This is a genomic window from Blastochloris viridis (assembly GCF_001402875.1).
GTDB lineage: Bacteria > Pseudomonadota > Alphaproteobacteria > Rhizobiales > Xanthobacteraceae > Blastochloris > Blastochloris viridis.
Window position 1 is genome coordinate 23,634 of record NZ_CP012946.1, and the last position, 25,560, is coordinate 49,193.

Annotated in this window: 22 protein-coding genes and 1 tRNA gene; 15 read left to right on the forward strand and 8 right to left on the reverse strand. The window is 69.2% G+C overall.

The window, feature by feature from the left end; genetic code table 11:
• Positions 1-279 precede the first annotated feature (279 nt).
• From BVIR_RS00130 to BVIR_RS00140, 3 genes are all read right to left on the reverse strand, one after another.
• Positions 280-1,077: an SDR family NAD(P)-dependent oxidoreductase gene (locus BVIR_RS00130; protein ID WP_055035908.1), complete on the reverse strand. Its 798-nt coding sequence runs from the start codon at positions 1,075-1,077 to the stop codon at positions 280-282.
• Between the two features lie 173 nt (positions 1,078-1,250).
• Positions 1,251-1,724, reverse strand: coding sequence for a tellurite resistance TerB family protein (locus tag BVIR_RS00135; protein ID WP_055035909.1), 474 nt, complete (start codon positions 1,722-1,724; stop codon positions 1,251-1,253).
• A gap of 165 nt (positions 1,725-1,889) precedes the next feature.
• Positions 1,890-2,495, reverse strand: a complete 606-nt coding sequence (locus tag BVIR_RS00140) for a GyrI-like domain-containing protein (protein WP_055035910.1) — start codon at positions 2,493-2,495, stop codon at positions 1,890-1,892.
• Positions 2,496-2,682: 187 nt separating this feature from the next.
• Between BVIR_RS00140 and dapF the strand changes: the two genes are divergently transcribed.
• Both dapF and mtaB read left to right on the forward strand, forming a co-directional pair.
• Complete coding sequence (dapF, locus tag BVIR_RS00145; protein WP_055035911.1) at positions 2,683-3,546, forward strand: diaminopimelate epimerase; 864 nt, start codon at positions 2,683-2,685, stop codon at positions 3,544-3,546.
• A 96-nt stretch (positions 3,547-3,642) separates the two neighbouring features.
• A complete protein-coding gene (gene mtaB, locus BVIR_RS00150) occupies positions 3,643-4,905 on the forward strand; it encodes a tRNA (N(6)-L-threonylcarbamoyladenosine(37)-C(2))-methylthiotransferase MtaB (protein ID WP_055038559.1) in 1,263 nt (420 codons plus the stop codon).
• A 224-nt stretch (positions 4,906-5,129) separates the two neighbouring features.
• Here the strand turns inward: mtaB and BVIR_RS00155 are convergent, their stop codons facing one another.
• The gene (locus tag BVIR_RS00155; RefSeq protein ID WP_055035912.1) at positions 5,130-6,125 is read right to left on the reverse strand and encodes a M48 family metallopeptidase; all 996 of its coding nucleotides are present in this window, start codon (positions 6,123-6,125) and stop codon (positions 5,130-5,132) included.
• Entirely contained in the window at positions 6,122-6,682 is a 561-nt protein-coding gene (locus BVIR_RS00160) for a LemA family protein (protein ID WP_055035913.1), read from the reverse strand. The genes BVIR_RS00155 and BVIR_RS00160 overlap by 4 nt, the downstream gene beginning before the upstream one ends.
• A 385-nt stretch (positions 6,683-7,067) precedes the next feature.
• Between BVIR_RS00160 and BVIR_RS00165 the strand changes: the two genes are divergently transcribed.
• The gene (locus BVIR_RS00165; protein ID WP_055035914.1) at positions 7,068-7,364 is read left to right on the forward strand and encodes a DUF2312 domain-containing protein; all 297 of its coding nucleotides are present in this window, start codon (positions 7,068-7,070) and stop codon (positions 7,362-7,364) included.
• Between the two features lie 302 nt (positions 7,365-7,666).
• Here the strand turns inward: BVIR_RS00165 and rpmB are convergent, their stop codons facing one another.
• Positions 7,667-7,957 (reverse strand): 50S ribosomal protein L28, encoded by a 291-nt coding sequence (gene rpmB, locus BVIR_RS00170; protein ID WP_055035915.1) that lies wholly within the window; start codon positions 7,955-7,957, stop codon positions 7,667-7,669.
• A 194-nt stretch (positions 7,958-8,151) separates the two neighbouring features.
• Between rpmB and BVIR_RS00175 the strand changes: the two genes are divergently transcribed.
• From BVIR_RS00175 to BVIR_RS00205, 6 genes are all read left to right on the forward strand, one after another.
• Positions 8,152-9,039, forward strand: a complete 888-nt coding sequence (locus BVIR_RS00175) for a DUF3108 domain-containing protein (protein WP_058124851.1) — start codon at positions 8,152-8,154, stop codon at positions 9,037-9,039.
• 328 nt (positions 9,040-9,367) lie between these two features.
• A complete protein-coding gene (locus BVIR_RS00180) occupies positions 9,368-12,700 on the forward strand; it encodes a helicase-related protein (RefSeq protein ID WP_055035917.1) in 3,333 nt (1,110 codons plus the stop codon).
• 79 nt (positions 12,701-12,779) lie between these two features.
• Positions 12,780-13,064 (forward strand): RNA-binding S4 domain-containing protein, encoded by a 285-nt coding sequence (locus tag BVIR_RS00185; RefSeq protein WP_055035918.1) that lies wholly within the window; start codon positions 12,780-12,782, stop codon positions 13,062-13,064.
• Between the two features lie 160 nt (positions 13,065-13,224).
• A complete protein-coding gene (gene fdxA, locus BVIR_RS00190; RefSeq protein ID WP_055035919.1) occupies positions 13,225-13,560 on the forward strand; it encodes a ferredoxin FdxA in 336 nt (111 codons plus the stop codon).
• A gap of 349 nt (positions 13,561-13,909) precedes the next feature.
• Complete coding sequence (locus BVIR_RS00195) at positions 13,910-14,512, forward strand: CarD family transcriptional regulator (RefSeq protein WP_055035920.1); 603 nt, start codon at positions 13,910-13,912, stop codon at positions 14,510-14,512.
• Between the two features lie 831 nt (positions 14,513-15,343).
• Positions 15,344-16,216, forward strand: a complete 873-nt coding sequence (locus tag BVIR_RS00205) for an RNA polymerase factor sigma-32 (RefSeq protein WP_055035922.1) — start codon at positions 15,344-15,346, stop codon at positions 16,214-16,216.
• Between the two features lie 351 nt (positions 16,217-16,567).
• Here BVIR_RS00205 and BVIR_RS00210 read toward each other — a convergent pair whose 3' ends face one another.
• Positions 16,568-18,091, reverse strand: a complete 1,524-nt coding sequence (locus tag BVIR_RS00210) for a M48 family metalloprotease (protein WP_236823638.1) — start codon at positions 18,089-18,091, stop codon at positions 16,568-16,570.
• The gene (locus BVIR_RS00215) at positions 18,088-18,894 is read right to left on the reverse strand and encodes a hypothetical protein (RefSeq protein ID WP_145911922.1); all 807 of its coding nucleotides are present in this window, start codon (positions 18,892-18,894) and stop codon (positions 18,088-18,090) included. Before BVIR_RS00215 ends, BVIR_RS00210 begins: the two co-directional genes overlap by 4 nt.
• Before the next feature lie 106 nt (positions 18,895-19,000).
• Here BVIR_RS00215 and BVIR_RS00220 point away from each other — a divergent pair.
• The 6 genes from BVIR_RS00220 to BVIR_RS00245 all read left to right on the forward strand — a co-directional run bounded on the left by BVIR_RS00220 (position 19,001) and on the right by BVIR_RS00245 (position 25,556).
• Positions 19,001-19,077, forward strand: a tRNA-Arg gene (locus BVIR_RS00220).
• Between the two features lie 234 nt (positions 19,078-19,311).
• Complete coding sequence (locus BVIR_RS00225) at positions 19,312-19,896, forward strand: helix-turn-helix domain-containing protein (protein WP_082416497.1); 585 nt, start codon at positions 19,312-19,314, stop codon at positions 19,894-19,896.
• A gap of 61 nt (positions 19,897-19,957) precedes the next feature.
• Positions 19,958-22,132: a primosomal protein N' gene (locus BVIR_RS00230; RefSeq protein ID WP_055035925.1), complete on the forward strand. Its 2,175-nt coding sequence runs from the start codon at positions 19,958-19,960 to the stop codon at positions 22,130-22,132.
• A 421-nt stretch (positions 22,133-22,553) separates the two neighbouring features.
• Positions 22,554-23,114 carry a F0F1 ATP synthase subunit delta gene (locus tag BVIR_RS00235; protein WP_082416499.1) on the forward strand — a complete coding sequence of 187 codons (561 nt, stop codon included), beginning with the start codon at positions 22,554-22,556 and terminating at the stop codon, positions 23,112-23,114.
• Complete coding sequence (atpA, locus tag BVIR_RS00240) at positions 23,114-24,643, forward strand: F0F1 ATP synthase subunit alpha (protein ID WP_055035927.1); 1,530 nt, start codon at positions 23,114-23,116, stop codon at positions 24,641-24,643. Before BVIR_RS00235 ends, atpA begins: the two co-directional genes overlap by 1 nt.
• A gap of 37 nt (positions 24,644-24,680) precedes the next feature.
• On the forward strand, positions 24,681-25,556 hold the full coding sequence (locus BVIR_RS00245; RefSeq protein WP_055035928.1) for a F0F1 ATP synthase subunit gamma: 876 nt from the start codon (positions 24,681-24,683) through the stop codon (positions 25,554-25,556).
• Positions 25,557-25,560 lie beyond the last annotated feature (4 nt).

The window sequence follows — 25,560 nt, forward strand, 5'->3', positions numbered from 1 at the left end:
GCGAAGCCTGGCAGGGGTCGTTGCCAAGGCTTCGCCATCCGAGGCGGCCGGCTACGCGAGACCCAGGGCCGGCCATGCCAACTCTTCAGCAATTCGGTTGCCAACCCACACACCACAACATATCGGCCAGAATTGAGGCGCCCGCCGAGATATAGCCCGGCGAGGCCGCTGCCTGCGCATCTGGCATTGCGTTCTGCGAATCGTGGTTCGCAGAGTGCGAAACGGCGGTCGCCGCGGGCCTCGTCATGCCGCACCGGCCATGGCCACCCGGCGGCGGCGTCAGCGCCTGGCGTCGGCGCCGCGCTGCTGCTGCAGACGCTGCATCGCCGGCAGCAACAATCGCCGCGGCACCAGGCCGACCAACGCGGCGGCCAGCCGGTTGGTGATGCCCGGCACCACGACGCGGCGGCCGGCATTGAAGCCGTCATAGCCGGCCTTGGCCACCGCCTCGGCCGACATCGTCATGGCGGACGGAATGCTGGCCAGCGACATGCCCGAGCGCGCCTGGAACCCGGTCGGCACCGGGCCGGGGCACAGCACCGTGACGCTGGCACCGCTGCCGGAAAGCTCCTGCGCCAGCGCCTCGGAAAACGACAGCACGAACGCCTTGGTGGCGTAATAGACCGCCATCCCCGGCCCGGGCAGGAAGCCGGCCACCGAGGCGACGTTGAGGATGCCGCCGCGGTGCCGGATCACCCCCGGCAGGAAGCGCAGGCTGAAGTCGGTCAGGGCGCGGACGTTGAGGTCGATCATCTGGAGCTGCTCGGCGCGGTCGAGCGCGCCGGCGGCGCCGACCAGACCGAAGCCGGCGTTGTTGACCACGACGGCCGGCTCGAACCCCTTGGCGGCGAGCTCGGCCGCCACCAGGCCGGCGCTATCGCCCCGGCAAAGGTCGGCCGGCACCACCAGCGGCCGCGGCGCCCCGGCTGCCGCGATCTCGTCGGCGAGCGCGGACAGGCCAGCCGCGTGCCGCGCCACCAGCGCCAATTGGTGGCCGTCGGCGGCGAACAACCGGGCGAGCGCCGCGCCGATCCCGGTCGAGGCGCCGGTGACCAGCACCAACGGATGCCGTGCCATCCCTCAAGATCCCCCCATCCGGTTTCCGGGAGATCACGCCGCAATCCCGGAAACAACTCAGCCGCCATCCGTGCTCGAAACCGCGATCTTCCTCGACCGGCCAGCGTTTTGCAGGCTTGATACGGTTTCCGCGACCCCGACGGGTCACCCCGACGCCGTATGGCGGCCGGCCATCAGGCGTCCGCGTCCGGAACCGCGCGGTCGGCGATCTTGAGCTTGAGCGCAATGCGGTCGCGGGCCGGGACGTGAAGCAGGTCGGCCGCCCGCCACACCACGCTGTCCTCCAGCTCGTCGACCCGGCCGTCGGCAAACACCACCTCCCACATCATCTCGACGATGCGGCGGCGCTCCTCGTCGTCGAGGGCGCGGTTGAGCACCGAGGTGAAGCTGTAGAGGTCGATCGCCTCGAGGTCCTTGTCGATCGCGGCGGCGATCAGCCGGGCGGCCTCGCCGGCATCGAGGTCGAAACGCTGGCGCAGGATCGCGGCAAGGTGCTCGCGCTCGACCGCGCTCATCTCGCCGTCGACCGAGACGAGGTGGACCAACAGCGCGGTCGCCGCCAGCCGGTAGTCGTAATCGGAGAATTCCGCGCTCTCGGGCCGCCCCCCGGTCAACTCGCTCACCAGACGCACCAAAGACCGCAACATCGCGTCAGCTCCCTGCCACCTGGGCTTTGGGTCACCTGTTTTGGCGGCCGGGACGCCGCCGGGACGCCGGAGGGCGTGCAGGCGGCATCTCATCCGGGCCGGAGTCATCCAGGTGATGGATTCATCCGCATTAACCGGCCGGCCGGGAGATGTTTCGGCAGCCGGTCAGTTCGGAAACACGTAGATCAACACCCGCAACTCGGTCTCGGGTGTGGAGATCGGGTCTGTCAGGTATTCTTCAACGTAAAGATCGCGGACGTCGACTCGTTTTTGATCGAGAAAATTGGTCATCGTCTCATAAGTGCCATCGAGGGTGTCGAAAGACCCGCGGTGGGTGAAGCGCAGGGCGCGGCCGGCGGGGGAGGGCCGCACGCTGGGTTCCTCGGCGACGGCGGACGGCGGCGGCGCCTCGGCCAGCGGCACCCCGGCCTCGAAATCGAAGCCGGCGTCGTCGGCGCGCAGATAGACCACGGTGGGCGGGCCGGCCGGCGTCAGATTGCGGGCGGCGAGCGCGGCATTGACGGCCTTGAACGCCTTCTGCAACGTCTCGAAGCCATTTTCCCAGCCGGTGCCGCCCTTGATCGACAGCAGCGGGCGCTCGGCATAGCTCACCTCCTCGCCGAACGGGTCGTCGGGCTTGGTGGCGGTGGTGGTGGCCTCGGCGGGCGCCGTGCCGGGCGCGGCGGGTGCGCCTGGGGCGGCGGGGTCGGGCGGCGCGCTCGGCGCGGGCGGTGGTGCCGACGGTGCCGCGGCCGGCGGCGTCTCGGCCATAGCCGGGCTGAAGGCTGGTCCAGCGCCCAGTGCAAGGGCGAGCAGCAAAGTCGAAGCAGTTCGGCGCATCATGACGTCCCCGGGTGGCGGCGAACACTACCATGTCCGCAGTTTGGCCATGGAGGCGACTCGCAAAACAACCGCCAATCCGCCATATAGCCGGCCAGAGGTTTGACCGAGGTTCATCGTGGCCACATTGGCTGATCGCCCCTTTCTCAAGATGAACGGCGCCGGCAACGCCATCATCGTGCTGGATCTGCGGGCTGACCCGGTGTCGATCCCGGCCGACGAAGTGTGCGCGGTGGCCGCGCGGGTGCCGTTCGACCAGATGATGGTGCTCTATCCGCCGCGCACGCCGGGCAGCGACGCCTATGTTCGCATCCTCAACCAGGACGGCTCCGAATCGGGCGCCTGCGGCAACGGCACCCGCTGCATCGCCGACATTGTGTTCGCCGAGACCGGCAAGGATGCCCTGCTGTTCGAGACCCGCGCCGGGCTGTTGCCGTGCGTTCGGGCCGAGGGCGGACTGATCACGGTGGACATGGGGCCGCCGCGGCTGAGATGGGACGAGATCCCGCTGGCCGAGCCGTTCGCCGACACCCGCGCCATCGAGCTCGAGATCGGCCCGCGCGGCGCGCCGATCCTGCACTCGCCCGCGGTGGTCAACATGGGCAACCCCCACGCCATCTTCTGGGTGGACGACGTCGAGGCGGTCGACCTCGCCCGGGTCGGGCCGCTGCTCGAATGCCACCCGCTGTTTCCCGAGCGCGCCAACATCTCGCTCGCCCAGGTGATCGACCGCGGCCATATCCGGCTGAAAGTTTGGGAGCGCGGCGCCGGCATCACGCTGGCCTGCGGCTCGGCGGCCTGTGCCGCGGTGGTCGCCGCCGTCCGCACCCGCCGCACCGAGCGCAAGGCCAGGGTGTCGCTGCCCGGCGGCGACCTCGTCATCGAATGGCGCCACAGCGACGACCGCGTGCTGATGACCGGCCCGGTCGAGCACGAGTTCGCCGGGCGGTTCGACCCCCACTGGTTCGAGGCCGCGGCCTGAAGCATCCAACCTGACTGAAGTCAGGCCGGATGCTTTACGTTGCTGATCTTTCGCATTTTCTTCGCAAAACCGGTTCCAACTTTTTCGGAAAATGCTCTGATGGTCGAGATCGTCACCTTCGGCTGCCGGCTCAACACCGTGGAATCGGAAGCGATGCGGCGCGCCGCCGACGAGGCCGGGCTCAAGGACGCCGTCATCGTCAACACCTGCGCGGTGACCGCGGAAGCGGTGCGCCAGGCGCGGCAGTCGATCCGCAAGCTGAAGCGCGAGAACCCCGGCGCCCGCATCGTCGTCACCGGCTGCGCCGCCCAGACCGAGCCCGCCACCTTCGCCGACATGCCGGAGGTGGCCCGGGTGATCGGCAATGGCGACAAGACCTTGCCGACGGCGTGGGCCGCCACCCGTTCCGCGCTCGATTTCGGCGCCTCCGACACCGAAAAGGTCGCGGTCAACGACATCTTTGCGGTGCGCGAGACCGCCGCCCACCTGATCGACGGCCTCGACGGCCGCACCCGCGCCTTCGTGCAGGTGCAGAACGGCTGCGACCACCGCTGCACCTTCTGCATCATCCCTTACGGCCGCGGTGTCTCGCGCTCGGTGGCGATGGGAGAGGCGGTGGCGGCGGTGCGCCATCTGGTCGAGACCGGCCACGCCGAGGTGGTGCTGACCGGGGTCGACCTCACCTCTTACGGCGGCGATCTGCCCGGCGCGCCCAAGCTCGGCACCCTGGTCAAGGCCATCCTCCGGCACGTGCCGGAGCTGAAGCGATTGCGGTTGTCGTCGATCGATTCGGTCGAGGCCGACCGCGACCTGGTCGATGCGTTGGCCAGCGAGGCGCGGCTGATGCCGCATCTGCACCTGTCGTTGCAGGCGGGCGACGACATGGTGTTGAAGCGCATGAAGCGCCGCCACCGCGCCCAGGACGCCGTGGCGTTCTGCGACCTGCTGCGCGCCTTGCGGCCCGACATGGTGTTCGGCGCCGACCTGATCGCCGGCTTCCCGACCGAGACCGACGACATGGCGGAGAACACCGTTCGCCACGTCGAGGACTGCGGATTGACCTTCCTCCACGTCTTCCCGTTCTCGCCCCGGGACGGCACCCCGGCGGCCAAGATGCCGCTGGTCGAGCGCGAGGTGGTGAAGGCGCGGGCGGCACGGCTCCGCGCCACGGGCGAGGAGCGGCTGAGGCTCCACCTCGATGAGCAGATCGGCGCCCGCCACGCCGTGCTGGTGGAATCGGACGGCCTTGGCCGCACGCCGCAGTTCACGCAAGTTCAGCTCGCCGAGCCGGCCGCGCCCGGCAGCCTGGTCGAGGTGACCATTCGCAGCCATGACGGCCGGCGGCTGATCGCGGGGTGACCGCGCACGTTCTCCCGGCCGAATCGTGGGAATACCGGTGCGGCAGCGCATCCGGTCATTCCCGGCCGAGCCGCCTTGGCGGCGAGGGGAAGGGAACCCAGGGACCACGGTGCCGGCATATCTCCTGCCGGCATATTTCCTGAAAGTCGCGGTTCCTGGGTCCTCTTCTCTCGCATCGCTTTGCGATGCTCGCCGAGGACGACAGGTCGAGCCTCCTGCGACCCTTACCCCACCGCCCGGATCGCGGCGATGCGGGCGGTCATGGTGGGGTGGGTGGAGAACCAGCTCAAGCCGTCCGGCGGGTCGAAGATGAACATCTGCTGGACCTCGTCGGCGACCGCGCCGACCTCGGGCTTGGCCTCGATCTTGGTCAGCGCCGACACCAGGGCGCCTGGGTTCTTGGTCAGCTCGATGGCGCCGGCGTCGGCCAGGAATTCGCGCTTGCGGGAGATGGCAAAGCGCAACGCCAGCGACACCAGCCGCGCCAGCCACAGCACCGTCACCGCCACCACCAGGAACATGAGAATCTGGCCGGCCTTCTTGCCGTTCCGCGAATAGGAGGCGCCGCGCATCAGCTGGGTGGCGAGTTCGGCGGCGAGGGCGAACACCCCGACGAACACCACCGAGACGATCAGCAGCCGGGTGTCGCGATTGATGACGTGGGTCATCTCGTGGGCCAGCACCGCCTCCAGCTCGCGGTCGTCGAGCGCGGCGAGCAGCCCTGAGGTGACGCCGACCACCGCGTTCCGCTCGCTCCAGCCGGTGGCAAAGGCGTTGAGGCCGGAGCTGTCGATCACCGCGACCTTGGGCGTCGGCAGCCCGCGCGAGATCGCAAGCGGCTCGATGAGCCGCCGCACCCGCCGCGCGCCCTCCGAGCTGTCGTCGAGCTTGGCGCCGGCCAACGCCAGGATCGCCGGCCGCTGCACCAGATAGGCGATGGCGAACCACAGCCCGGTTGCCGCCAGCACCACCGGGAGCGCCAGCGCGAACGCCTGGTTGGCGTCGGCCGGCGCGGAGCTGCCATCCTCGGTCACGATCAGCGCAAAGGCGTGGCACAGCACGAAGGTGACCGCGGCCATCAGCGCCGGGAATGCGATCAGCAGCAGCACGCTGCGCGAGTTGTTGCGCCAGATCCAGGTCTTGAGCCCGACCACGCCGGCCGGCAGCGGCCGCGGCGACGCCGCAGCGCTCGCCGCCGGGCCGAGCGGCCGGTCGCTCATTTGAAGCTGACCTTGACCGGCTCGTTGATTTCGGCGGCGCGGTCGGCCGGCAGGTCATAGAACTGGGCGGGCGCGAAGCCGAGCCGCGTGGCGAACAGCACTGCCGGGATCTGCGCGATCGAGGCGTTGTACTCGCTGACCGAATTGTTGAGGAAGCGCCGCGCCGCGGCGATCTTGTCCTCGATGTCCATCAACTGGGTCTGCAGCGTCTGGAAATTGGCGCTGGCCTTGAGGTCGGGATAGGCCTCGGCCACCGCGATCAGCCCGCCCAGCGCCCGGCTGAGACCCGCTTCCGCCGCCATCTTTGCGGCCGGCGTGTCGGCCGCCGCCACCGCGGTGCGGGCCTCGGTGATCCTCTCAAGGACGCCCGATTCGTGCTGGGCGTAGCCCTTCACCGTCTCCACCAGCTGCGGCACCAGGTCGAAGCGCTGGCGCAGCTGCACGTCGATGTCGCCTTCGGCGTTGTTGACCGCCTGCCGCAGCGCCACCAGGCGATTGTAGACCACCACCGCCCACAGCGCGGCCGCGACGATCACACCCAGAACGAGCCAACCCATGATCCATCCTCCGCTCCGACGTCGTTGCCGGCCAGTGCCGCCGGCCATGCCAACCACAGACGATGTCGCGCCCCGCGCCGACGGCTCCATTATAGCGGCGCCGCGCGCGCCGACAGGATCAAATCTTTCCCCTGCAAAGCGCTCGCGAGGTTGCCGATTTGCTAACCGTTTCGACCACAGTTTCAACACGGTGTCGGCGGAGCTTGCCGACACTCCGCGCAAGGCCGCCTTCAGGGGCTGACACGGCAGCGCGCGTCCGTTCCAGGACGGTCCAAGGTCGCGACGGTCCAGGGTCGTCGGCGAGCGGATCGGGTTTGAGCGAGACGCGCGGCATGGCCGGCCGGTTCCGCGGCGGCAATCCCCCACTTTGGACAAGGGACCATCGATGGCCGCATCCAGACCCGCCCGCCAAGCCGATACCGATATCACCGGCGAGGCCACCAATTTTGCCAAGGACCAGCTCAAGGCCATCGTCGAGCGCATCGAGCGCCTCGAGGAAGAGAAGAAGGCCATCGCCGACGACATCAAGGACGTGTTCGCCGAGGCCAAGGCCAACGGCTTCGACGTCAAGGCGCTGAAGGAGATCCTGAAGCTGCGCAAGCAGGACCGCGACGAGCGCCAGGAGCACGAGGCGATCGTCGAGCTCTATATGGTCGCGCTCGGCATGATCCAGGGCGAGTGATCTGAAACCCGGCCGATCGGGCCGGGGTTCGCAGCCCTCTCGCCGAACGATCTCCCCTTCCAATCAAGGGTTTTCGGCCAGGCTGTGTCCGCTTTCACGAGGTGATCGGCCAAAGGCGGAATGAGCCAGCTTCCGGCGGATCGAGCCCGGACCGCTGTGTTCGACCGATGCTGCTGCCCCGGGCGCAAGGCTCAGCCGAGCCCGGGGCGCGGTTCTGGCTCCAGCCGGGAAGCAGCAAACAGCAAAACGCCGCCCGGCGAGGCCGGGCGGCGTTTTGTCAACCGAACTGAATTCGCGAAATCTCAGGCCGCGACGACCTGGGCCTTCTCGACGGCGCGCTTCATCTCGAGCGCACGCGGCGAGAGTTCCTCGGCCCGCGCCTTGACCAGGAAGGCGTCGAAGCCACCGCGGTGGTCGACGGTCTTGATCGCGTTGGCGGACACCCGCAGTCGCACTTCGCGGCCGAGCACATCGGACCGGAACGTGACATTGCACAGGTTCGGCAGGAACCGCCGCTTGGTCTTTCGGTTCGAGTGGCTCACCTTGTGACCCACCAGAACCGCTTTGCCGGTCAGATCGCAACGCCGGGACATGTCACAACCTCAATGAGGCCGCTCCAATGCGGCGGCCGTCTCAAACTCGTCATAGGGAGAGTGGGCGTATAATCATCTGGATCCGGCGCGTCAAGCGCGTTGGCGCCCGGCGCTGCCGCCAGCGCAGTTTCCGTGACAGACGGGGCGGGTCTGCGGCACAGTTCTGCCGGATTTGCGTCGCACCGGGGGATGTCATGCTGTCATTCGTCCTGCCAGGAATCCGACCAGCCCGCCAACCCGGTGCGCGCCTCGCCGCCATCGCCGCCATGATCGCCGTATTGCCGGCGGCGGGGTCGGCGGCGGCCGGCGACAGCAAGGTGATCGCGCAATACGAGGTCACGTTGGCCGGCATTGAGATCGGCAAGGCCGCGTTCGTCGTCGACATCAACGCCAACACCTTCACCACGGTATCGAACGCCAAGGTGACCGGCGTCGCCCAGATCGTCGCCGAGGGCAAAGGCCGCGCCGGCGCCCGCGGCACGCTGGTCAAGGACAAGCTCCAGCCGGGCTCGTTCGCCCTCACCGCCGACAGCGACAGTCGCCACCTCGAAATCCAGTTCGGCTTCGACAAGGCCGGCGCGGTCAAGAATCTCCAGGTCACGCCGACGCCGCAGCCGCGGCCGGACCGGCTGGAGGTGACCGATGCCCACCGCCGCAACGTGCTCGACCCGATGAGCGCGACGCTGTTCGCGGTGCCCGGCACCGGCGACGTGATCGGGCCGGAGGCGTGCAACCGCGTGCTGCCGATCTTCGATGGCGTGGCGCGCTACGACCTGACCCTCAGCTACGCCCGCCAGGATACGGTCGCCGCCAAGGGCTTCAGCGGCACCGCGGTGGTGTGCCAGGTCGCCTTCAAGGCGGTCGCCGGCCACCGGCTCGGGCGCAAAGACATCGAGTACATGGAGGCCAACAACGACATCTCGGTGTGGCTGGTCCCGGTCGCCGGCAGCCGGGTGCTGGTGCCGTTCAGAATCTCGGTGGCGACCAAGGTCGGCACCTGCGTGATCGAGGCGAAAAGCTTCTCGACCCAGCACACCGAGGCCCGCGCCGCGGTGCCGGCCGAGGGCGGGACGGCGCGCTGACGGCGCGCCAAGGTCGTCGCGATCGCCCGGACACCGCCGCGGCAGGTCTGTGTTCGAACACCGGGCCGGCCTTTGGCGTCTTTGCGACCGGCGCCGCCGCCGGCGGGCGGTCGCGACCCCTCGCGATTGCGCCGCGGCACCCTAGATAAGGGGCGGCGGCCGGCGGGAACGAAGGATGATTTCCGCCGGGTCGTCGATTCGGCCCCGGTTCGTTCGGGGGTCGTTCCGTTTCGTCGCGCAATCGCGGCGGCGGCCGTCCCATCGGCGTCGCGATATGATACAAGCGAGGCGAGCCCCGGGTTCTTTGCGCGCCGAGTAACGACCGCCCGTGTCCCAGTTTCTTTCTTCGGTCCTTCCTCCGTCCCTGCGCGCCCGCGGTGTCACCGCTGTGCTCGGGCCGACCAACACCGGCAAGACCCGGCTGGCGATCGAGCGCATGTTGGCGCACCCGACCGGCTTGATCGGCCTGCCGCTGCGTCTGCTCGCGCGCGAGGTCTACGGCCACATCGTCAGTCGCATTGGCGAGCGCGAGGTGGCGCTGGTCACCGGCGAGGAGAAGATCAAGCCGCCCAACCCGCGCTACTGGGTCGCCACCGTCGAAGCGATGCCGCGCGACCTCGACGTGTCGTTCGTCGCCATCGACGAGATCCAGCTCGCCGCCGATTTCGAGCGCGGCCACGTGTTCTGCGACCGTTTCCTCAACCGCCGCGGCCGCGACGAGACGCTGGTGCTGGGGGCCGCCACCATGCGCCCGCTGGTGGAGCGGCTGCTGCCGGGTGTCACCGTGGTGCAGCGGCCGCGGCTGTCGCAACTGGTCTATGCCGGCGAGAAGAAATTGACGCGGCTGCCGCCGCGGTCCGCCATCGTCGCGTTCTCGGCCGAGGAAGTTTACGCCATCGCCGAGCTGATCCGTCGCCAGCAAGGCGGCGCCGCGGTGGTGCTGGGCGCGCTCAGCCCGCGCACCCGCAACGCCCAGGTTGCGCTCTACCAGTCGGGCGACGTCGACTATCTGGTGGCGACCGATGCCATCGGCATGGGCCTCAACCTCGACGTCGACCACGTCGCCTTCGCCTCCGACCGTAAATTCGACGGCTACCAGTACCGCCGGCTGTCGCCGGCCGAACTGGCGCAGGTGGCCGGCCGCGCCGGCCGGGCGATGCGGGACGGCACCTTCGGCGTCACCGGCCGCTGCGCGCCGTTTGAGACGGAGCTGGTGGAACAGCTCGAAAGTCATAGTTTCGAGCCGGCCAAGGTTCTACAGTGGCGCAACACGCACCTGGACTTCGGCTCGCTGGCGGCGTTGCAGATGTCCTTGGCGCGTGTACCTGCCGAACCCGGCTTGACGCGGGCGCCGGTGGCGGAGGATGTGCTGGTTCTGGAGGCTGCGGTTCGTGACGGTGAAGTACGGGAAGTGGCCCGGACGCGCGAGGCGGTCGCCCGGTTGTGGGACTGTTGCCAGGTTCCCGACTATCGCAAGATTGCGCCAGCCGCCCACGCCGAGCTGTGCACGACCCTCTATGGTTTCCTGCAGCGGAACGGTAGTGTTCCTGCGGACTGGTTCGCCCGACAGCTGGCGCTCGCCGATCGTACCGACGGCGATATCGATACGTTGTCGACGCGAATCGCCCATATGCGGACCTGGACATTCGTGGCCAATCGGCCCGATTGGCTTAAAGATCCGGAATATTGGCAGGCCATCACTCGCGGGCTCGAGGACAAGCTGTCTGACGCCCTTCATGAGCGACTCACCCAGCGATTTGTCGACCGCCGCACCAGCGTGCTGATGCGGCGCCTCAGAGAAAATACAATGCTCGAGACCGAAATCAGCAAGACCGGCGATGTGTTGGTAGAAGGCCACCGGATCGGCCACCTTCAAGGCTTCCATTTCGCACCGGAAGCCAGCACCGCCGGCCCGGACGCTCGGGCGTTGCGTGCCGCCTCGGCCAAGGCGCTCGCCGGCGAGATCGATCAGCGCGCGGCGCGATTTGGCGAGGCGCGCGACGAATCGATCGTGCTCGCCGCCGATGGCACCGTGCGGTGGCTGGGCGAGGCGATCGCCCGCATCCTGTCCGGCGACGACGTGCTGAAGCCGCGGACCCGGCTGATCGCCGACGAGCAGCTCACCGGCGCGGCGCGCGATCAGGTTCAGGCCCGGCTCGACCTGTGGCTCGCTGCCCATATCGAAAAGCTGCTGGGGCCGCTGCTCGCCCTGGTCAATGCCGAGGACATCACCGGCATCGCCCGCGGCGTCGCCTTCCAGATCGCCGAAGCGCTCGGCGTGCTGGAGCGGCAGCGCGTCGCCGACGATGTCAAGGGCCTCGACCAGACCTCCCGCGCGGTGCTGCGCAAATACGGCGTGCGGTTCGGCGCCCACCACCTCTATCTGCCCGCGCTGCTGAAGCCGGCGCCGCGCGCGCTGGCGCTGCAGCTGTGGGCGCTCAAGCACGGCGGTCTGGAGCAGAAGGGCCTCGACACCCTGCCGCACCTCGCCGCCTCCGGCCGCACCTCGATTCCGGTCGATCACGAGGTGCAGAAGGCGCTCTACCGCGCCGTCGGCTATCGGGTGGTCGGCGAGCGCGCGGTGCGCGTCGACATTCTGGAGCGTCTCGCCGACCTGATCCGGCCGGCGCTGGCGTGGCGGCCGGCTGCACCCGGGGCCAAGCCGCCGGGCGCGGTCGACGGCACCGGTTTCACCGTCACCGTCGGCATGACCTCGCTGGTCGGGTGCTCCGGTGACGATTTTGCCTCGATCCTCAAGGCGCTGGGCTATCGCATGGAGCGGCGGGCGCCGCCGCCGGAGGCCGCACCGGTCGAGACCGCGCCGGCCGATGGCGCGCTGGTCGAGACCGCGGCCGAGTCGGATGCGGAAACCGCCGGTGCCGACGCCGAGGCGCCCAGCGAGGGGTCGGCGACCCCACCGGAGGAGATTCCGGCTGAGGACGACGCGACGGAGACCGCTGCACTGGCCGAAGCGGCGGAGACCTCCGTCCAGCCCGACGGCGAGGAGTCCGAAACCTCCGTCGCCGAGGCCGATGCCGCGGAGCCCGAGGCGCCGGCCGTCGAGGCGGCGGGCGATCCCGCTGCGGCGGCGAGTGACGAGACACCGGTTGAGACAACAGCCGTGGCAACCGCCGAAGCGGGCGATGCGGAGGCCACGCCGGCCGACCCGGCGATGATCGAAGTTTGGCGCGTCGGCGGCCGGCACGAGGCGCGGCGGCCGCGCCATGCCCCGGGCGAAGGCCGCGGCCGCCCGCCGCGGCGGGCCCCGGCCGAGGCGCCTGCGACCCCCGGCGAGGCCGCGCCGGCTGAGCCCGATGCGTCGCGGCCCCGCCGGTTCGACCGGCCGCGGCCCGATCAGCGCCGCCGGCCGGACGGTGAGCCGGGCCGGGAGCGACCCGAGCGCAGCGAACGGCCGGAGCGGGGCGAGCGGTTCGGCCGCGGCCCGGCGCCGGGACGGCCCGACCGTGGCGAGGGCCGCGGCGAAGGCCGAGGTGAGGGGCGGGGCGGTCCGCGTCGCGACGACCGGCCGCGTGGACCCAACGCGGAGCGGCCGCGTTACGAATCGCGGGCCGATCGCCGCGAGGACAAGCCGGTGGACCCGGATTCGCCGTTCGCCAAGCTGGCGATCCTCAAGGCCCGCATGGAGGCGGACAAGCCGTGACACGCCGGGGGTGCGGCGCGAGCTGACACGGTTTGCGCGCCGCTCCGCGCTGCGGTGGGAACTGAGTGATGGGCCGGTCATGAGCGAGGCGGTCGGTCGCGAATCAGCTCAGCGCATTGATCGCTGGCTGTGTCACGCTCGCATCGTCCGCACCCGCGCCGACGCGGCGGACTTGGTCCGGGCCGGCTACGTTCGCGTCAACGGGGTGCGGGTGGCGGGCGTCACCCGCACCGTGCATCCCGGCGACATCATCACGGTTGCGCTCGACCGCGGTCCGCGGCTATTGCGGGTGCTCGGGTTTGCGGCACGGCGCGGCAGCGCGGACGAGGCGCGGGGTCTGGTCGAGGACATCACGAAAACCTGACCCGGGCCGCGAGCTTTCCCGAGTGCCATGCGCTGGTCGCATGCCGCCGGCCTGCTTTCACCGGACGGAACGCTTCGGACTTGCCGGCGCAGGCGGCCTCGGCTAGGGGGTGTCCGAAAACCGACAAATGCCGGCTGTCACCCGCGTCTCAGGGGCTGAAATGAGCTACGTCGTTACCGAGAATTGCATCAAGTGCAAGTATATGGATTGCGTGGAAGTGTGTCCGGTCGACTGCTTCTACGAGGGCGAGAACATGCTCGTCATCAACCCGGACGAATGCATCGACTGCGGCGTGTGTGAGCCGGAGTGCCCGGCGGAGGCGATCAAGCCCGACACCGAGCCGGACCTCGACGGGTGGCTGGCGTTGAATGCGCAGTATGCAAAGGAATGGCCCAACGTTACGATGAAACGTGAGCCGCCGGCCGACGCCAAGGATTGGGACGGCATTGCGGGCAAAAAAGCACAGTTTTCATCAAATCCTGGCGAAGGCGACTGAGGTTGCCGACAGGCCTGCGCGCAGGAAGTCCAAATATCTTTGATTTTTTTCGCTGTTCGTGATACGGTCACAGAACAGTCGGACTTCTTCGCGCTGAAGCGCTCCCATGTGGAGCGTTTTTTTCGGATCTCGGATCAGTGAAATCTGAAACGTCTCCGGTGGCGGCTCGCGCTGTTGCGCGATGGTCGGCTCGGGGGCGGGCAAGTTTGGCTGCCGGCTGCTCGGGCTCCCCTGAGGAAACAGATTTCCCAAGGGCGGGCAGTCTCTCTGGCGCGCCATTGGGTGCATCGTTGAGGGATTTTAGGCCGCCTCGCGCCAGCGCCGGCCAAATCCAGGAGTGTGAAAGCGCATGACCGCCAAGAAGACGGCCGCGGCTCAGACCCGTCATGGCTTCAAGACGAATGAGTTCATCGTCTATCCGGCTCACGGCGTCGGCCAGATCGTTGCCATCGAAGAGCAGGAAGTCGCCGGTTTCAAGCTTGAACTGTTCGTCATCGCCTTCGACAAGGAGAAGATGAAGCTGCGAGTCCCGACCAGCAAGGCCGTGGCCGTGGGGATGCGCAAGCTCGCCGAAGGAAACGTGGTCAAGAAAGGGCTCGATACCCTGAAGGGCCGTGCCCGCATCAAGCGCACCATGTGGTCGCGCCGCGCCCAGGAATACGAGGCGAAGATCAATTCCGGCGATCTCGTCGCCATCGCCGAAGTCGTGCGCGATCTTTACCGCTCCGAACAGCAGCCTGAGCAGTCCTACTCCGAACGCCAGCTGTTCGAGCAGGCGCTCGACCGCATGGCCCGCGAGATCGCAGCGGTCGAAGACCTCACCGAAACCGAGGCGATCAAGCGCATCGAAGCGCAGCTCGCCAAGGGGCCGCGCCGCGGCGGCAAGGCCGAAGATGCGGAGCCCGAGGCGGAAGACACCGCCGAGACCGAGACCGCAGCCGAAGCGGCCTGATCGTCCGCAGCGGCGATCATCCGCCGGCGAGCGCTCGACCGATCCAACGAACTCCGGCCCTCGCGGCCGGAGTTTTGTTTTGGCGGCGGCGTCGGAGAAGGTGCGCGGCGGCGCCGACCCGCGCGGCGGAACGCGGCAGCAGGGGTCCGGGCATGCGCCGATCTGATAACTGCTGCCTTTGAGCCTGACCTTCCACCAACGCCAGCTCGCCTCATCCTGAGCCCGCGAAAGCGGGGGTCCGAAGGATGAGGCGGACTTTAGAGCCGAGGTCGGCCCCATGGTTTGAGACGGCTGCGGAGCCTGGCATCGGGCGCGCCAGCAGCGCGACCCAGTGGCAGCCTTCGCACCATGAGGCCGAGTGCTTGCTCCGCATCGAACGGCCGGCCGCCAGCTCCGCCGGCGCCCTGAATCCGCGGCAGATTTCCGGGTCGTCGCTCGATCGGGCGTTGGACATAACCAGGGCGCGGGTGACCGCAACTTGCGGCAACCTGCACGTAGGGTAACACCAGCTCCGGCGACCTCGCCGGTGCCATAGTTGCCGAGGCAACCGTCGACCGCGCGCCCGTCACCCCGCTGTTCGCGACCGCTGTGCGACAAGATGTCTCGCCGCCGCCAGCGTGGCAACGCCGGTGCGGCGGCTCCGGCCGGACGCCTCGCAATACCGATTTAGAATGAATATATTGCGCAACTGGCGCTTGGGAACCGGGCGCGGACCCAGGCCGTTTCCCCCATTGAGCCACAAACGACGCCGGCTTGTGATCCAACGGGGCGGCGCGTACGCAAATAAATAGAAAACAAAAATGCTTCCGGGAAGATCAATGGGAGAACAGCATGGCCCGCGTCATGGGGGTTCGCCAGCGTTTCGTTAAAGCTGCCATGAATGCGCCGTTCCTCGGCCGCGAGGAGGAGCACGATCTTGCCGTGCGCTGGAAGGCGGTGGGCGATCAGGACGCGCTGCACCGCTTGGCGTCGGCGCACATCCGGCTGGTGATCGCGATCGCCGCCCGCTTCAAGCACTACAATTTGCCGATGGCCGACCTGATCCAGGAAGGACATGTCGGCTTGCTGGAGGCCGCGGCTCGGTTTGACCCCGAACGCGAGGTGCGGTTTTCGACCTACGCCACTTGGTGGATCCGCGCGGCGATCCAGGACTATGTGCTGCGTAACTGGTCGATCGTGCGCGGCGGCACCTCGTCGGCACAAAAGGCGCTGTTCTTCAACCTTCGCCGCATGCGGGCACGCCTCGCCCAGCGCGGCGAGGACATCTCGACCTCGCAGCTCTACCAGAACATCGCCGAGACCATCGGCGTGTCGGTCAACGACGTCGCGATGATGGACGCGCGGCTGTCGGGACACGATATGTCGCTCAACGCGCCGATGTCCGACCCGGACAGCGCGGCGTCCTCGGAGCGGCAGGACTTTCTGGTGTGGGACGGTCCGGCGCCGGACGAGCAGGCCGGCGAGGAAATCGACCGGGTGCGGCGGGCCAAGTGGTTGCGGGCGGCGCTGGCGGTGCTGTCGGAGCGCGAGATGCGCATCCTGCGCGAGCGGCGACTGGTCGACAACGCCTCCACCCTGGAGGCGCTTGGCTCCCGCCTTGGCATCTCCAAGGAGCGCGTCCGCCAGATCGAGACCCGCGCCATCGAGAAGCTGCGGCAGGCGCTCGACGCCCAGCAGCCCGACGCCCGCACCGCAATGATCTGAGCAGGACCTGTGCGCGCTGCGCTCCACGGCGCGGTGCCGTCCGACGTCCAAGGCAGGACGCCGCGGCGCAGACCTTGCGCCGTCGTCCGCATCCCGCGCAGCGGACGCTGGATCATACGGTTTCGGCTGATCGGCTCGGAATGGCCGTTGGTCGGGGGCGCGTCTTTTCCATCTCCCCTTGTGGGAGAGGGTGGCAAGGATGAGCGCAGCGAAATCCGAGCCGGGTGAGGGGTATGTCAGCCTTCTGCGCAGCAGGCCCCCTCACCCGCCTCGCGATCTAAAGATCGCTCGGCACCCTCTCCCGCAAGGGGAGAGGGAAGGAAGAGCCGAGCTGATCAAACGGAAATCGCATCACTCGACCACGGTCTTGACCTTCTGTCCGGCCTGCAGCGGCTTGGCGCGGTCGAGCCCGTTCAGCACGACAAACCGCTCGACCGGCCGATCGAGCTGGGCCATGCGGTCGGCGAAGCTGTCGGCGGTCTCGCCCGGCCCGACGGTGACGATCTTGAGCCGGAGCGGGCGCAACCGGTCGGCCTCCTCCAAGCTGACGCGCCGAAATGTTTGCGCCGCCGTTTGGAACTGGCGGTCGATGTCCGGCGTCAGTGCGCGGGCGGCGAAGATCAGCCGATAGACCTCGCTGCCGAACCGGATGGCGTAGAGCCGGAACGACCACTCCTTGCCGCGCGCCACCGCGGTCGCCGCCTCGAAGCCGTTGAGGTTCAGCACCTCCACCGAGGCGGTCTCGACGCCTTCGATCCAGCCCGACGACAGGTAGCCGGAGAGATCGTCGGTGCCGCCCATCCGCGCCGCGTCGAGCCGCAGTGCCTCGCGGCCGCCGAGCGAGGCGCCGAGCACGGCCTGCGCGGTGTTCTCCAGCGAAAAGCCGTCCGGTGCGATCAGGGTGAAGCCGAGTTTGGGGTGGATGAAGCGGCGGCCGCGGACATAGCCCTCGCTGGGGTCGTCGCCGTAAGTCAGGCCGTCGATGCGGGCGAGATAGCCGTCGCGGTCGCGCTCGCCGGCGTCGCCCGGACCGGCGAACTGGCGAGCGTTGGTGATGGCAATCGACAGCCGGTCCGGCGCGGACGGGTGGCTCGACAAAAAATCGACGGTGTCGGAGACGGCGCGGTCGGAGCCGAGCGCCTGGTCGCGCAGCGCGCCGTGGCGGGCGAGCGAGCTCAAAAACCGCGAGGCGCCGTAGGGGTCGAAGCCGGCGCGGGCGCTGGTGGCAACGCCGATGACGTCGGCCTCCAGCTCCTGCTGGCGCGAGAAGCTGGCGATGCTCAGCTTGGAGCGCGCCATCGACAGCGCGCCAAGCTGAGGGTCCTGCAGCACGTCGGAAATCACTTTCGAGACGATGGCGGCCTGGCGAACCTGTTCTTCGCGGGCGACGGCGTGGCGGGCGACGACGTGCGCCATCTCGTGCGCCAGCACCGAGGCCAGCTCGGCGCGGTCGTTGGCCAGCGCCAGCAGGCCGCGGGTGACGTAGAGCGAGCCCGACGGCAGCGCGAAGGCGTTGACCGAGGGCGAATTGAGGATGGTGAGGCGGTAGCGCAGATCCGGCCGCTCCGACGCCGCCACCAGCCGCTCGATGGTGGTCTCGATATAGGCCTGCAGCGCGACGTCGCTGTAGGCGCCGCCATAGCTGGCGAGGATGCGGGCGTGCTCGCGCTCTTCGCCGCGGGCCGGCGGCGGCGGCGAGGTCAGCCGCGCCCGCGGCACGTCGGGGTCCGGGCGCCCGCCCTCGGGCAGCCCGATGGTGCCGCAGCCGACCACCAGCGCGCCGAGCACCACGACAGCGCTGAGCCGTAGCACCGCACCGAGGCGGCCAAGGCGACCTTGCGGGCCACGCCATGCTTGCTGCCGGAGGTCGATCACCGGTTGGCCTCAAGGAGCTCGATTTGGTCGGGCGCCAGTGCCGCGATGGCGGGACCGCCGCGCAGTTCGAGATGGCCGCGGACCCGCACCGCCCGCCCGACCAGGCGTTCCAGGTCGAGGCCGGCCCGCGCAAACGCCCGGCGGTCGCGCGCGGCCACAAGCACGGTGAAATCCTCGCTCCAGCGCCGGCCGAAATTCACATAAACCGTCCCACGACGCCCGCCAACGGCGGAAATGCGGCCCTCGACCACGGCATAGCGGCCTTCCAGCCGGCGCAGGCGGCCGAGATCGTCCGCCGCCACCGGGCGGTTGGCCGGATCGGCCCACAGACCGAGCCCGGCCGCCCGCGCGCGGGCCTCGCGCGCCAGCAGGGCACCGGCACAGCTGGCGCCGGGACGAATCGCGACGATGGCGCGGCCGTCCTCGATCGCCAGCGCTTCGAGCCAGGTACCGTCCTCCGCCACCATCGCCGCAGCAGACAGCCGGCCCCAGCGGTCGGGCGGGGCGCCGGCGCGAACCGCGATGGTACGGCCGATGGCGGCGCGGAAACCGTCGGCGGCGGCAAATCGCAGGCTGGGGCTCACCACCAAGGTGCCATCCGCCAGCGTCAGCTCGGCGCCGGCTGCCGCCACCACCCGGCCGCGGACCGCGACCCGCGGCGCGCACGCCGCGACCGCGCCGGCGTCGGCCGCGGCGGTCTGCGCGGCGGCGGCCATCGGCCAGCCACCGGCATGAAGCGCCGCCGCCATGGCCAGAACCCGCCGCCCAGCCCGGGCGATGTTGGCCGTCCACCCCGCCGCCATCGGATGCTCCCTCGCCCTAGAAAAAGAATCCCATTCGGGCGACAGTGCGGCACGACCACGGCGAGGGTTGTGCGCAGGCGGGGGCGATGTGGTAGGAAGCCGTCGTGGTCCCGTAGCTCAGCAGGATAGAGCAGCGGTTTCCTAAACCGTTGGTCGGGGGTTCGACTCCCTCCGGGACCGCCAGCCTACGCTGTGTCCAGCCTGGAGACATAGGTGACGGTTTGTGCCTATGACATGGGTGACAGCCTCGTGCCGAACGGGTTGTCGACGGGCTGGCGTCGCCGATATCAAGCGGGGGCGACCGTGAGAACCGAGACGCGCGTGGTCGCGATTCATGGCATCATACGATCATCGTCAAATTGGGCCCACCCTCGTCAAATTGGCCCCTGACGCCGGGACGACAGCGCGGGTGTAAAGATGAAGACAACCAGTTCTTCATCGGACTGGGATCGGATCGTCGGTGAGCGAATCCGTACATTGCGTTTCGAACTGGACCTGACGCTGGACGATCTGGCCTGCCGCGCCGGTATCGACCTTGCCACGCTGTCCGATATCGAAACCGGGAACGTCTGCCTCACCGGCCGATTCGTCCGCCGCCTCAGCGTCGCGCTCGGCGTGCGCATGGTCGATCTGATGCTGTCGGCCGCGGTGCAGTCGCGGGTCAGCCCCCGGGCGGAGCAGTCGAGCTGGCGCGATCCCGAAACCGCCATCGTCCGCCGCCGGCTGACCCCCGACGGCGTCGGCGCCCTCACCGAGCTGGTCGAGATCGAATATCCGCCGGGCGCCGCCTGCGATTATCGCGATCCGCCGTTCGAGAGCACCGAGCATCAGGTGCTGGTGCTGGACGGCAGGCTGGAGCTGGCCATTGACGACGGCGCCAGCCTGACCGCCTATGCGCTGGACGCGGGCGACTGCATTCACGTGCCGCGGGGCTGTGGCATGATGGTCAGCAACCCGTACCAGCGCAGCGCGCGCTTCATCGTCTCGATTTCGTCGATCTGATCGGCGAAGCGGCGCGGCCGCGCCGCGTGGCGCCACCCAGAGCGCAGCCCGAAATGATGGCATGACCGCCCGATTCGCCGAAGTGCTGGTGCCGCTCGGCATCGACCAGCCCTATTCCTACGCCGTGCCGGACGGGCTCGCCGTCGCGGTCGGCGACCTCGTCCACGTACCGCTCGGCCCGCGCACCGTGACCGGGGTGGTGTGGTCGCTCGGTGCCACGCCGCGCTTTGCCAACCCCGCCAAGCTGCGCAAGATCGACGGCCGGGTCGAGGTCGAGGGGTTCCGGCCCGAACTGATGAACTTCATCGAATGGGTGGCCGGCTACACCGTGGCGCCGCGCGGCGCCGTGCTGCGCATGGCGCTGCGCCTCAACGAAAATCTCGGTCCGCCGCGGCCCCGCGCCGGCATCCGCCGCGCCGGGCCTGAGCCCGCTCGCATGACCGCGCAGCGCGCCAGGGTGCTGGCGGCGCTGGAGGGCGGGCTCAGCTACGGCAAGAGCGACCTCGCCCGCGAGGTCGGGGTGTCGGTGGCGGTGATCGAGGGGCTGGTCGACGAGGGCACGCTGGAGGCGGTCGAGCTGGCACCGGAGGTGCCGGCGGCCCGGCCCGACCCCGACCATCCCGCCCTCGCGCTGAGCGCAACCCAGGCCGAGGCGGCGGCGAGCCTGGCCGCAGCGGCGTCGCGCGGCGGCTTTGCCACCTTTTTGCTCGACGGCGTCACCGGCTCCGGCAAGACCGAAGTCTATTTCGAGGCGGTGGCGGCGGCGCTGCGGCGCGGCCGCCAGGTGCTGCTGCTGCTGCCGGAGATCGCGCTGACCACCGCGTTCCTCGAGCGCTTCGTCAAGCGGTTCGGGGTGCGGCCGGCGGAGTGGCATTCCGAGGTACCGCCGCGCCGGCGCGAGCGCACCTGGCGCGGCCTCGCCGCCGGCGACACCCAGGTGGTGGCCGGTGCCCGCTCGGCGCTGTTCCTGCCGTTCCGCGATCTCGGCCTGATCGTGGTCGACGAGGAGCACGACGCCTCCTACAAGCAGGAGGACGGCGTCGCCTACAACGCCCGCGACATGGCGGTGGTGCGCGCCCGCCTGGCCGAGGTGCCGATCGTGCTGGCGTCGGCGACGCCCTCGATCGAAAGCGAGGTCAATGCCAGGCGCGGGCGCTACCGCCGCCTGGCCCTGCCGAGCCGGGTCGGCGGCGCGGCGCTGCCCGAGATCACGGCGATCGACATGACCCGCCAGGGCCCCGAGCGCGGCCGCTGGATCGCGCCCAGCCTGGTGGCGGCGATCGAGGCGACCATCGCCCGCCAGGAGCAGGCGCTGCTGTTCCTCAACCGCCGCGGCTACGCCCCGCTGACGCTGTGCCGCGCCTGCGGCCACCGCCTGCGTTGCCCGTCGTGCGATGCCTGGCTGGTCGAGCACCGCTTCCGCCGCCGGCTGGTCTGTCACCATTGCGGCTACTCGATGCCGCGGCCGACCGCGTGCCCGCACTGCCAGGCGGCGGAGTCGTTCGTCGCGGTGGGGCCCGGCGTCGAGCGACTGGCCGAGGAAGCGCAGGCGCGGTTTCCCGACGCCCGGCTGTCGATCCTGTCGTCGGACCTCGTGGTCGGGGTCGAACGGCTGCGCGCGGAGATCACCGCGATCGAACGCGGCGAGGTCGACCTCGTCATCGGCACCCAGCTGATCGCCAAGGGCCATCACTTCCCGCGCCTGACGCTGGCGGGGATCGTCGACGGCGACCTCGGCCTCGCCCATGGCGACCCGCGCGCCGCCGAGCGCACCTTCCAGTTGCTGCACCAGGTGGTGGGCCGGGCCGGCCGCGAATCGGGCCACGGCAGCGGCCTGATCCAGACCTATCAGCCAAAGCACCCGGTGATGACGGCGCTGATCGCCGGCGACCGCGAGCTGTTCTACGATACCGAGATCGCCGCCCGCGAGCGCGCCGGCCTGCCGCCGTTCGGCCGGCTCGCCACCTTGCTGGTGGCGGCGGCCGATGCCGCGGCGGCCGAAGCCTACGCCCGCACCGTCGCCGCCGCCGCCCCGAGCCGCGACGGGGTGCGGGTGCTGGGGCCGGCCGAGGCGCCGATCGCGGTGCTGCGCGGCCGCCACCGGGTGCGCCTGTTGGTGCGGGCCGCGCGGGCCGTGAACGTATCCGACTATGTCCGGGAGTGGCTGGCCAAGGTGCCGCCGCCGCGGAGCAACGTGACGCTGGCGGTGGATGTCGACCCGCAGAGCTTCGCGTGACTGGCGGAGGACGCGAGCGGCGTTCGTCTGACCGCGCGTGATGCGGCTTGAAAGGGCGGTCGCGACGGGCGAGGCTGACGCGCGTTGCGGCGAGCTGATGGGTCGAGACGGCGGCTTCGCCGCCTCCGCACCATGAGGTCGCGCCATGAGGTCGGCAGCGGCGAACAGGACGGTTTCCGGGCAACGTTACGCGCGCAACCAATGCCGCGGCCGGCATCCGACCAATGGCCCGGGATCGCGTCGAGTATTTGGGCACACCGTCGTGTTGCAGCCCCCGGTCAGTCGTGCTACTCAGCCGGCCGGCTTGACGGGTTGGGCCGGTTATCCCTGACCCTCGGCAGAGTTCCTTTGGAATCCAAGGGCTTTCGGCGCGCCAGCCTTGGCGCTGGCGGCGCTCTTGTGAATTAGCCCGAGACGCGACGTGCAAGGCGAAGACCCGATCGTATCCGGCATGGCAGGTCGCTACGCGACCGCCTTGTTCGAACTCGCGCTGGAAGCCGGCATGGTCGATGCCGTCTCCGCCGATATTGACCGCTTCGAGGCTCTGCTCAGTGCCAGTGCCGATCTGCTGTATCTTGTCCGCAGCCCGGTGTACGGCTCGGACGAGCAGCTTCGGGCGCTGACGGCGGTGCTCGAGAAGGCGGAAATCGGCGGGCTTGCCGGCAACTTCCTCCGGACCGTGACCGCCAATCGCCGCCTGTTCGCGGTGCAGGACATCCTGCGGGCATTCCGCGCCCGGGTCGCGCGCCACCGTGGCGAGATTCGCGCCCAGGTGACGGTGGCCGAGCCGCTGTCCGAGACCCACCGTGCGGCGCTGGCCGCAACGCTCAATTCCGTGACCGGCAAGGACGTCGCGATCGACCTCACTGTCGATCCGGCGCTCATCGGCGGTCTTACCGTCAAACTCGGCAGCCGCATGGTCGATGCGTCGCTGCGCACCAAACTGAACGCGATCAGGCACGCGATGAAAGAGGTCGGCTGATGGACATCCGCGCCGCTGAAATTTCTGCGATCCTCAAACAGCAGATCAAGGGCTTTGGCCAGGAGGCGGAAGTCTCGGAAGTCGGGCAGGTGCTGTCGGTCGGCGACGGCATCGCGCGCGTCTATGGCCTCGACAACGTCCAGGCCGGCGAGATGGTCGAGTTCGGGAACGGCATCCGCGGGATGGCGCTCAACCTGGAAATCGACAATGTCGGCGTCGTGATCTTCGGCAACGACCGCGAGATCAAGGAAGGCGACACCGTCAAGCGCACCCGCGCCATCGTCGACGTGCCGGTCGGCAAGGGCCTGCTCGGCCGCGTGGTCGACGCGCTTGGCAATCCGATCGACGGCAAGGGTCCGATCCCGTCCACCGAGCGTCGCCGCGTCGACGTCAAGGCGCCGGGCATCATTCCGCGCAAGTCGGTCCATGAACCGATGGCGACCGGCCTCAAGGCGATCGACGCCCTGATCCCGATCGGCCGCGGCCAGCGCGAGCTGGTGATCGGCGACCGCCAGACCGGCAAGACCGCGATCCTGCTCGACACCATTCTCAACCAGAAGCCGCTCAACAAGTCGACCGACGAGCACGTCAAGCTCTACTGCGTCTACGTCGCGGTCGGCCAGAAGCGCTCGACCGTCGCGCAGTTCGTGAAGGCGCTGGAGGAGAACGGGGCGCTCGAATATTCGATCGTCGTCGCCGCCACCGCCTCCGACCCGGCGCCGATGCAGTTCCTGGCGCCGTTCTCGGGCTGCGCCATGGGCGAGTTCTTCCGCGACAACGGCATGCACGCGGTCATCTTCTATGACGACCTGTCCAAGCAGGCCGTCGCCTACCGCCAGATGTCGCTGCTGCTGCGCCGCCCGCCCGGCCGCGAAGCCTATCCCGGCGACGTGTTCTATCTGCATTCGCGCCTGCTCGAGCGCGCGGCCAAGATGAACGACGACAATGGCTCCGGTTCGCTGACCGCGCTGCCGGTGATCGAAACCCAGGCCAACGACGTCTCCGCCTACATCCCGACCAACGTGATCTCGATCACCGACGGCCAGATCTTCCTGGAGACCGACCTGTTCTACCAGGGCATCCGCCCGGCGCTGAACGTCGGCCTGTCGGTGTCGCGCGTCGGCTCGGCGGCCCAGACCAAGGCGATGAAGTCGGTCGCAGGCAAGATCAAGGGCGAGCTGGCGCAGTACCGCGAGATGGCGGCATTCGCGCAGTTCGGCTCCGACCTCGACGCCTCCACCCAGCGCATGCTGAACCGCGGCGCCCGCCTCACCGAGCTCCTCAAGCAGCCGCAGTTCTCGCCGCTGAAGATGGAGGAGCAGGTGGCGGTGATCTTCGCCGGCACTTCGGGCTATCTCGACCCGCTGCCCCTGAACAAGGTGCGGGCGTTCGAGGAGGGGCTGCTCGGCTATCTCTACAGCCAGCATCCCGACATTCTCGAATCCATCCGCACCACGCGCGCGCTCGCGGACGACGTCCGCGCCAAGCTCAAGTCGGCGTGCGACACCTTCGCCAAGACCTTCGCCTGACCGCGGGCGGCATCAGCATCAGGATCCGACCCGCGCCATGGCGAGCCTGAAGGAACTTCGCAACCGCATCGCCTCGGTCAAGGCGACGCAGAAGATCACCCGGGCCATGCAGATGGTGGCCGCGGCGAAACTGCGCCGTGCCCAGGCTGCCGCCGTGGCCGCCCGGCCCTTCGCCGAACGGATGGACCAAGTGCTCGGCAATATTGCCGGCGCGGTGTCCGACATCTCGCAGGCGCCGAAACTGCTGGCCGGAACCGGCTCGCAGCAGCGGCACCTGCTGCTGGTGTGCACCTCCGAGCGCGGCCTGTGCGGCCCGTTCAACTCCTCGATCATCCGGCTGGTGCGCGAACGCGCCCACGCGCTGATGGCCGAGGGCAAGGAGGTCACGTTCTTCTGCGTCGGCCGCAAGGGCTATGACCAGCTCCGCCGGCAGTTCGACAAGCAGATCGTCAAGACGGTCGAGCTGCGCGGCGTGCGCAACCTCGCCTACGTCAATGCCGAGGCCATTGCCAAAGAGGTGATCGGCCTGTTCGAGGTTGGCAGTTTCGACGTCTGCACGCTGTTCTTCTCGCGCTACAAGTCGGTGATCGCGCAGGTTCCGACCGCGACGCAGATCATTCCGGCCTCGTTCCCGGCCGCGGCGGACGACGCGCCGAAGGCGGTCTACGACTACGAGCCGGACGAGACCGAGATTCTCGCCGATCTCTTGCCGCGCAACATCTCGGTGCAGATTTTCCGGGCGCTGCTGGAAAACGCTGCTTCCGAGCAGGGCGCGCGCATGACCGCGATGGACGCGGCCACCCGCAACGCCGGCGAGATGATCAAGAAGCAGACGCAGACCTACAACCGCACTCGTCAGGCGATGATCACGAAAGAGCTGATCGAGATCATCTCGGGCGCCGAGGCGTTGTAAGCCG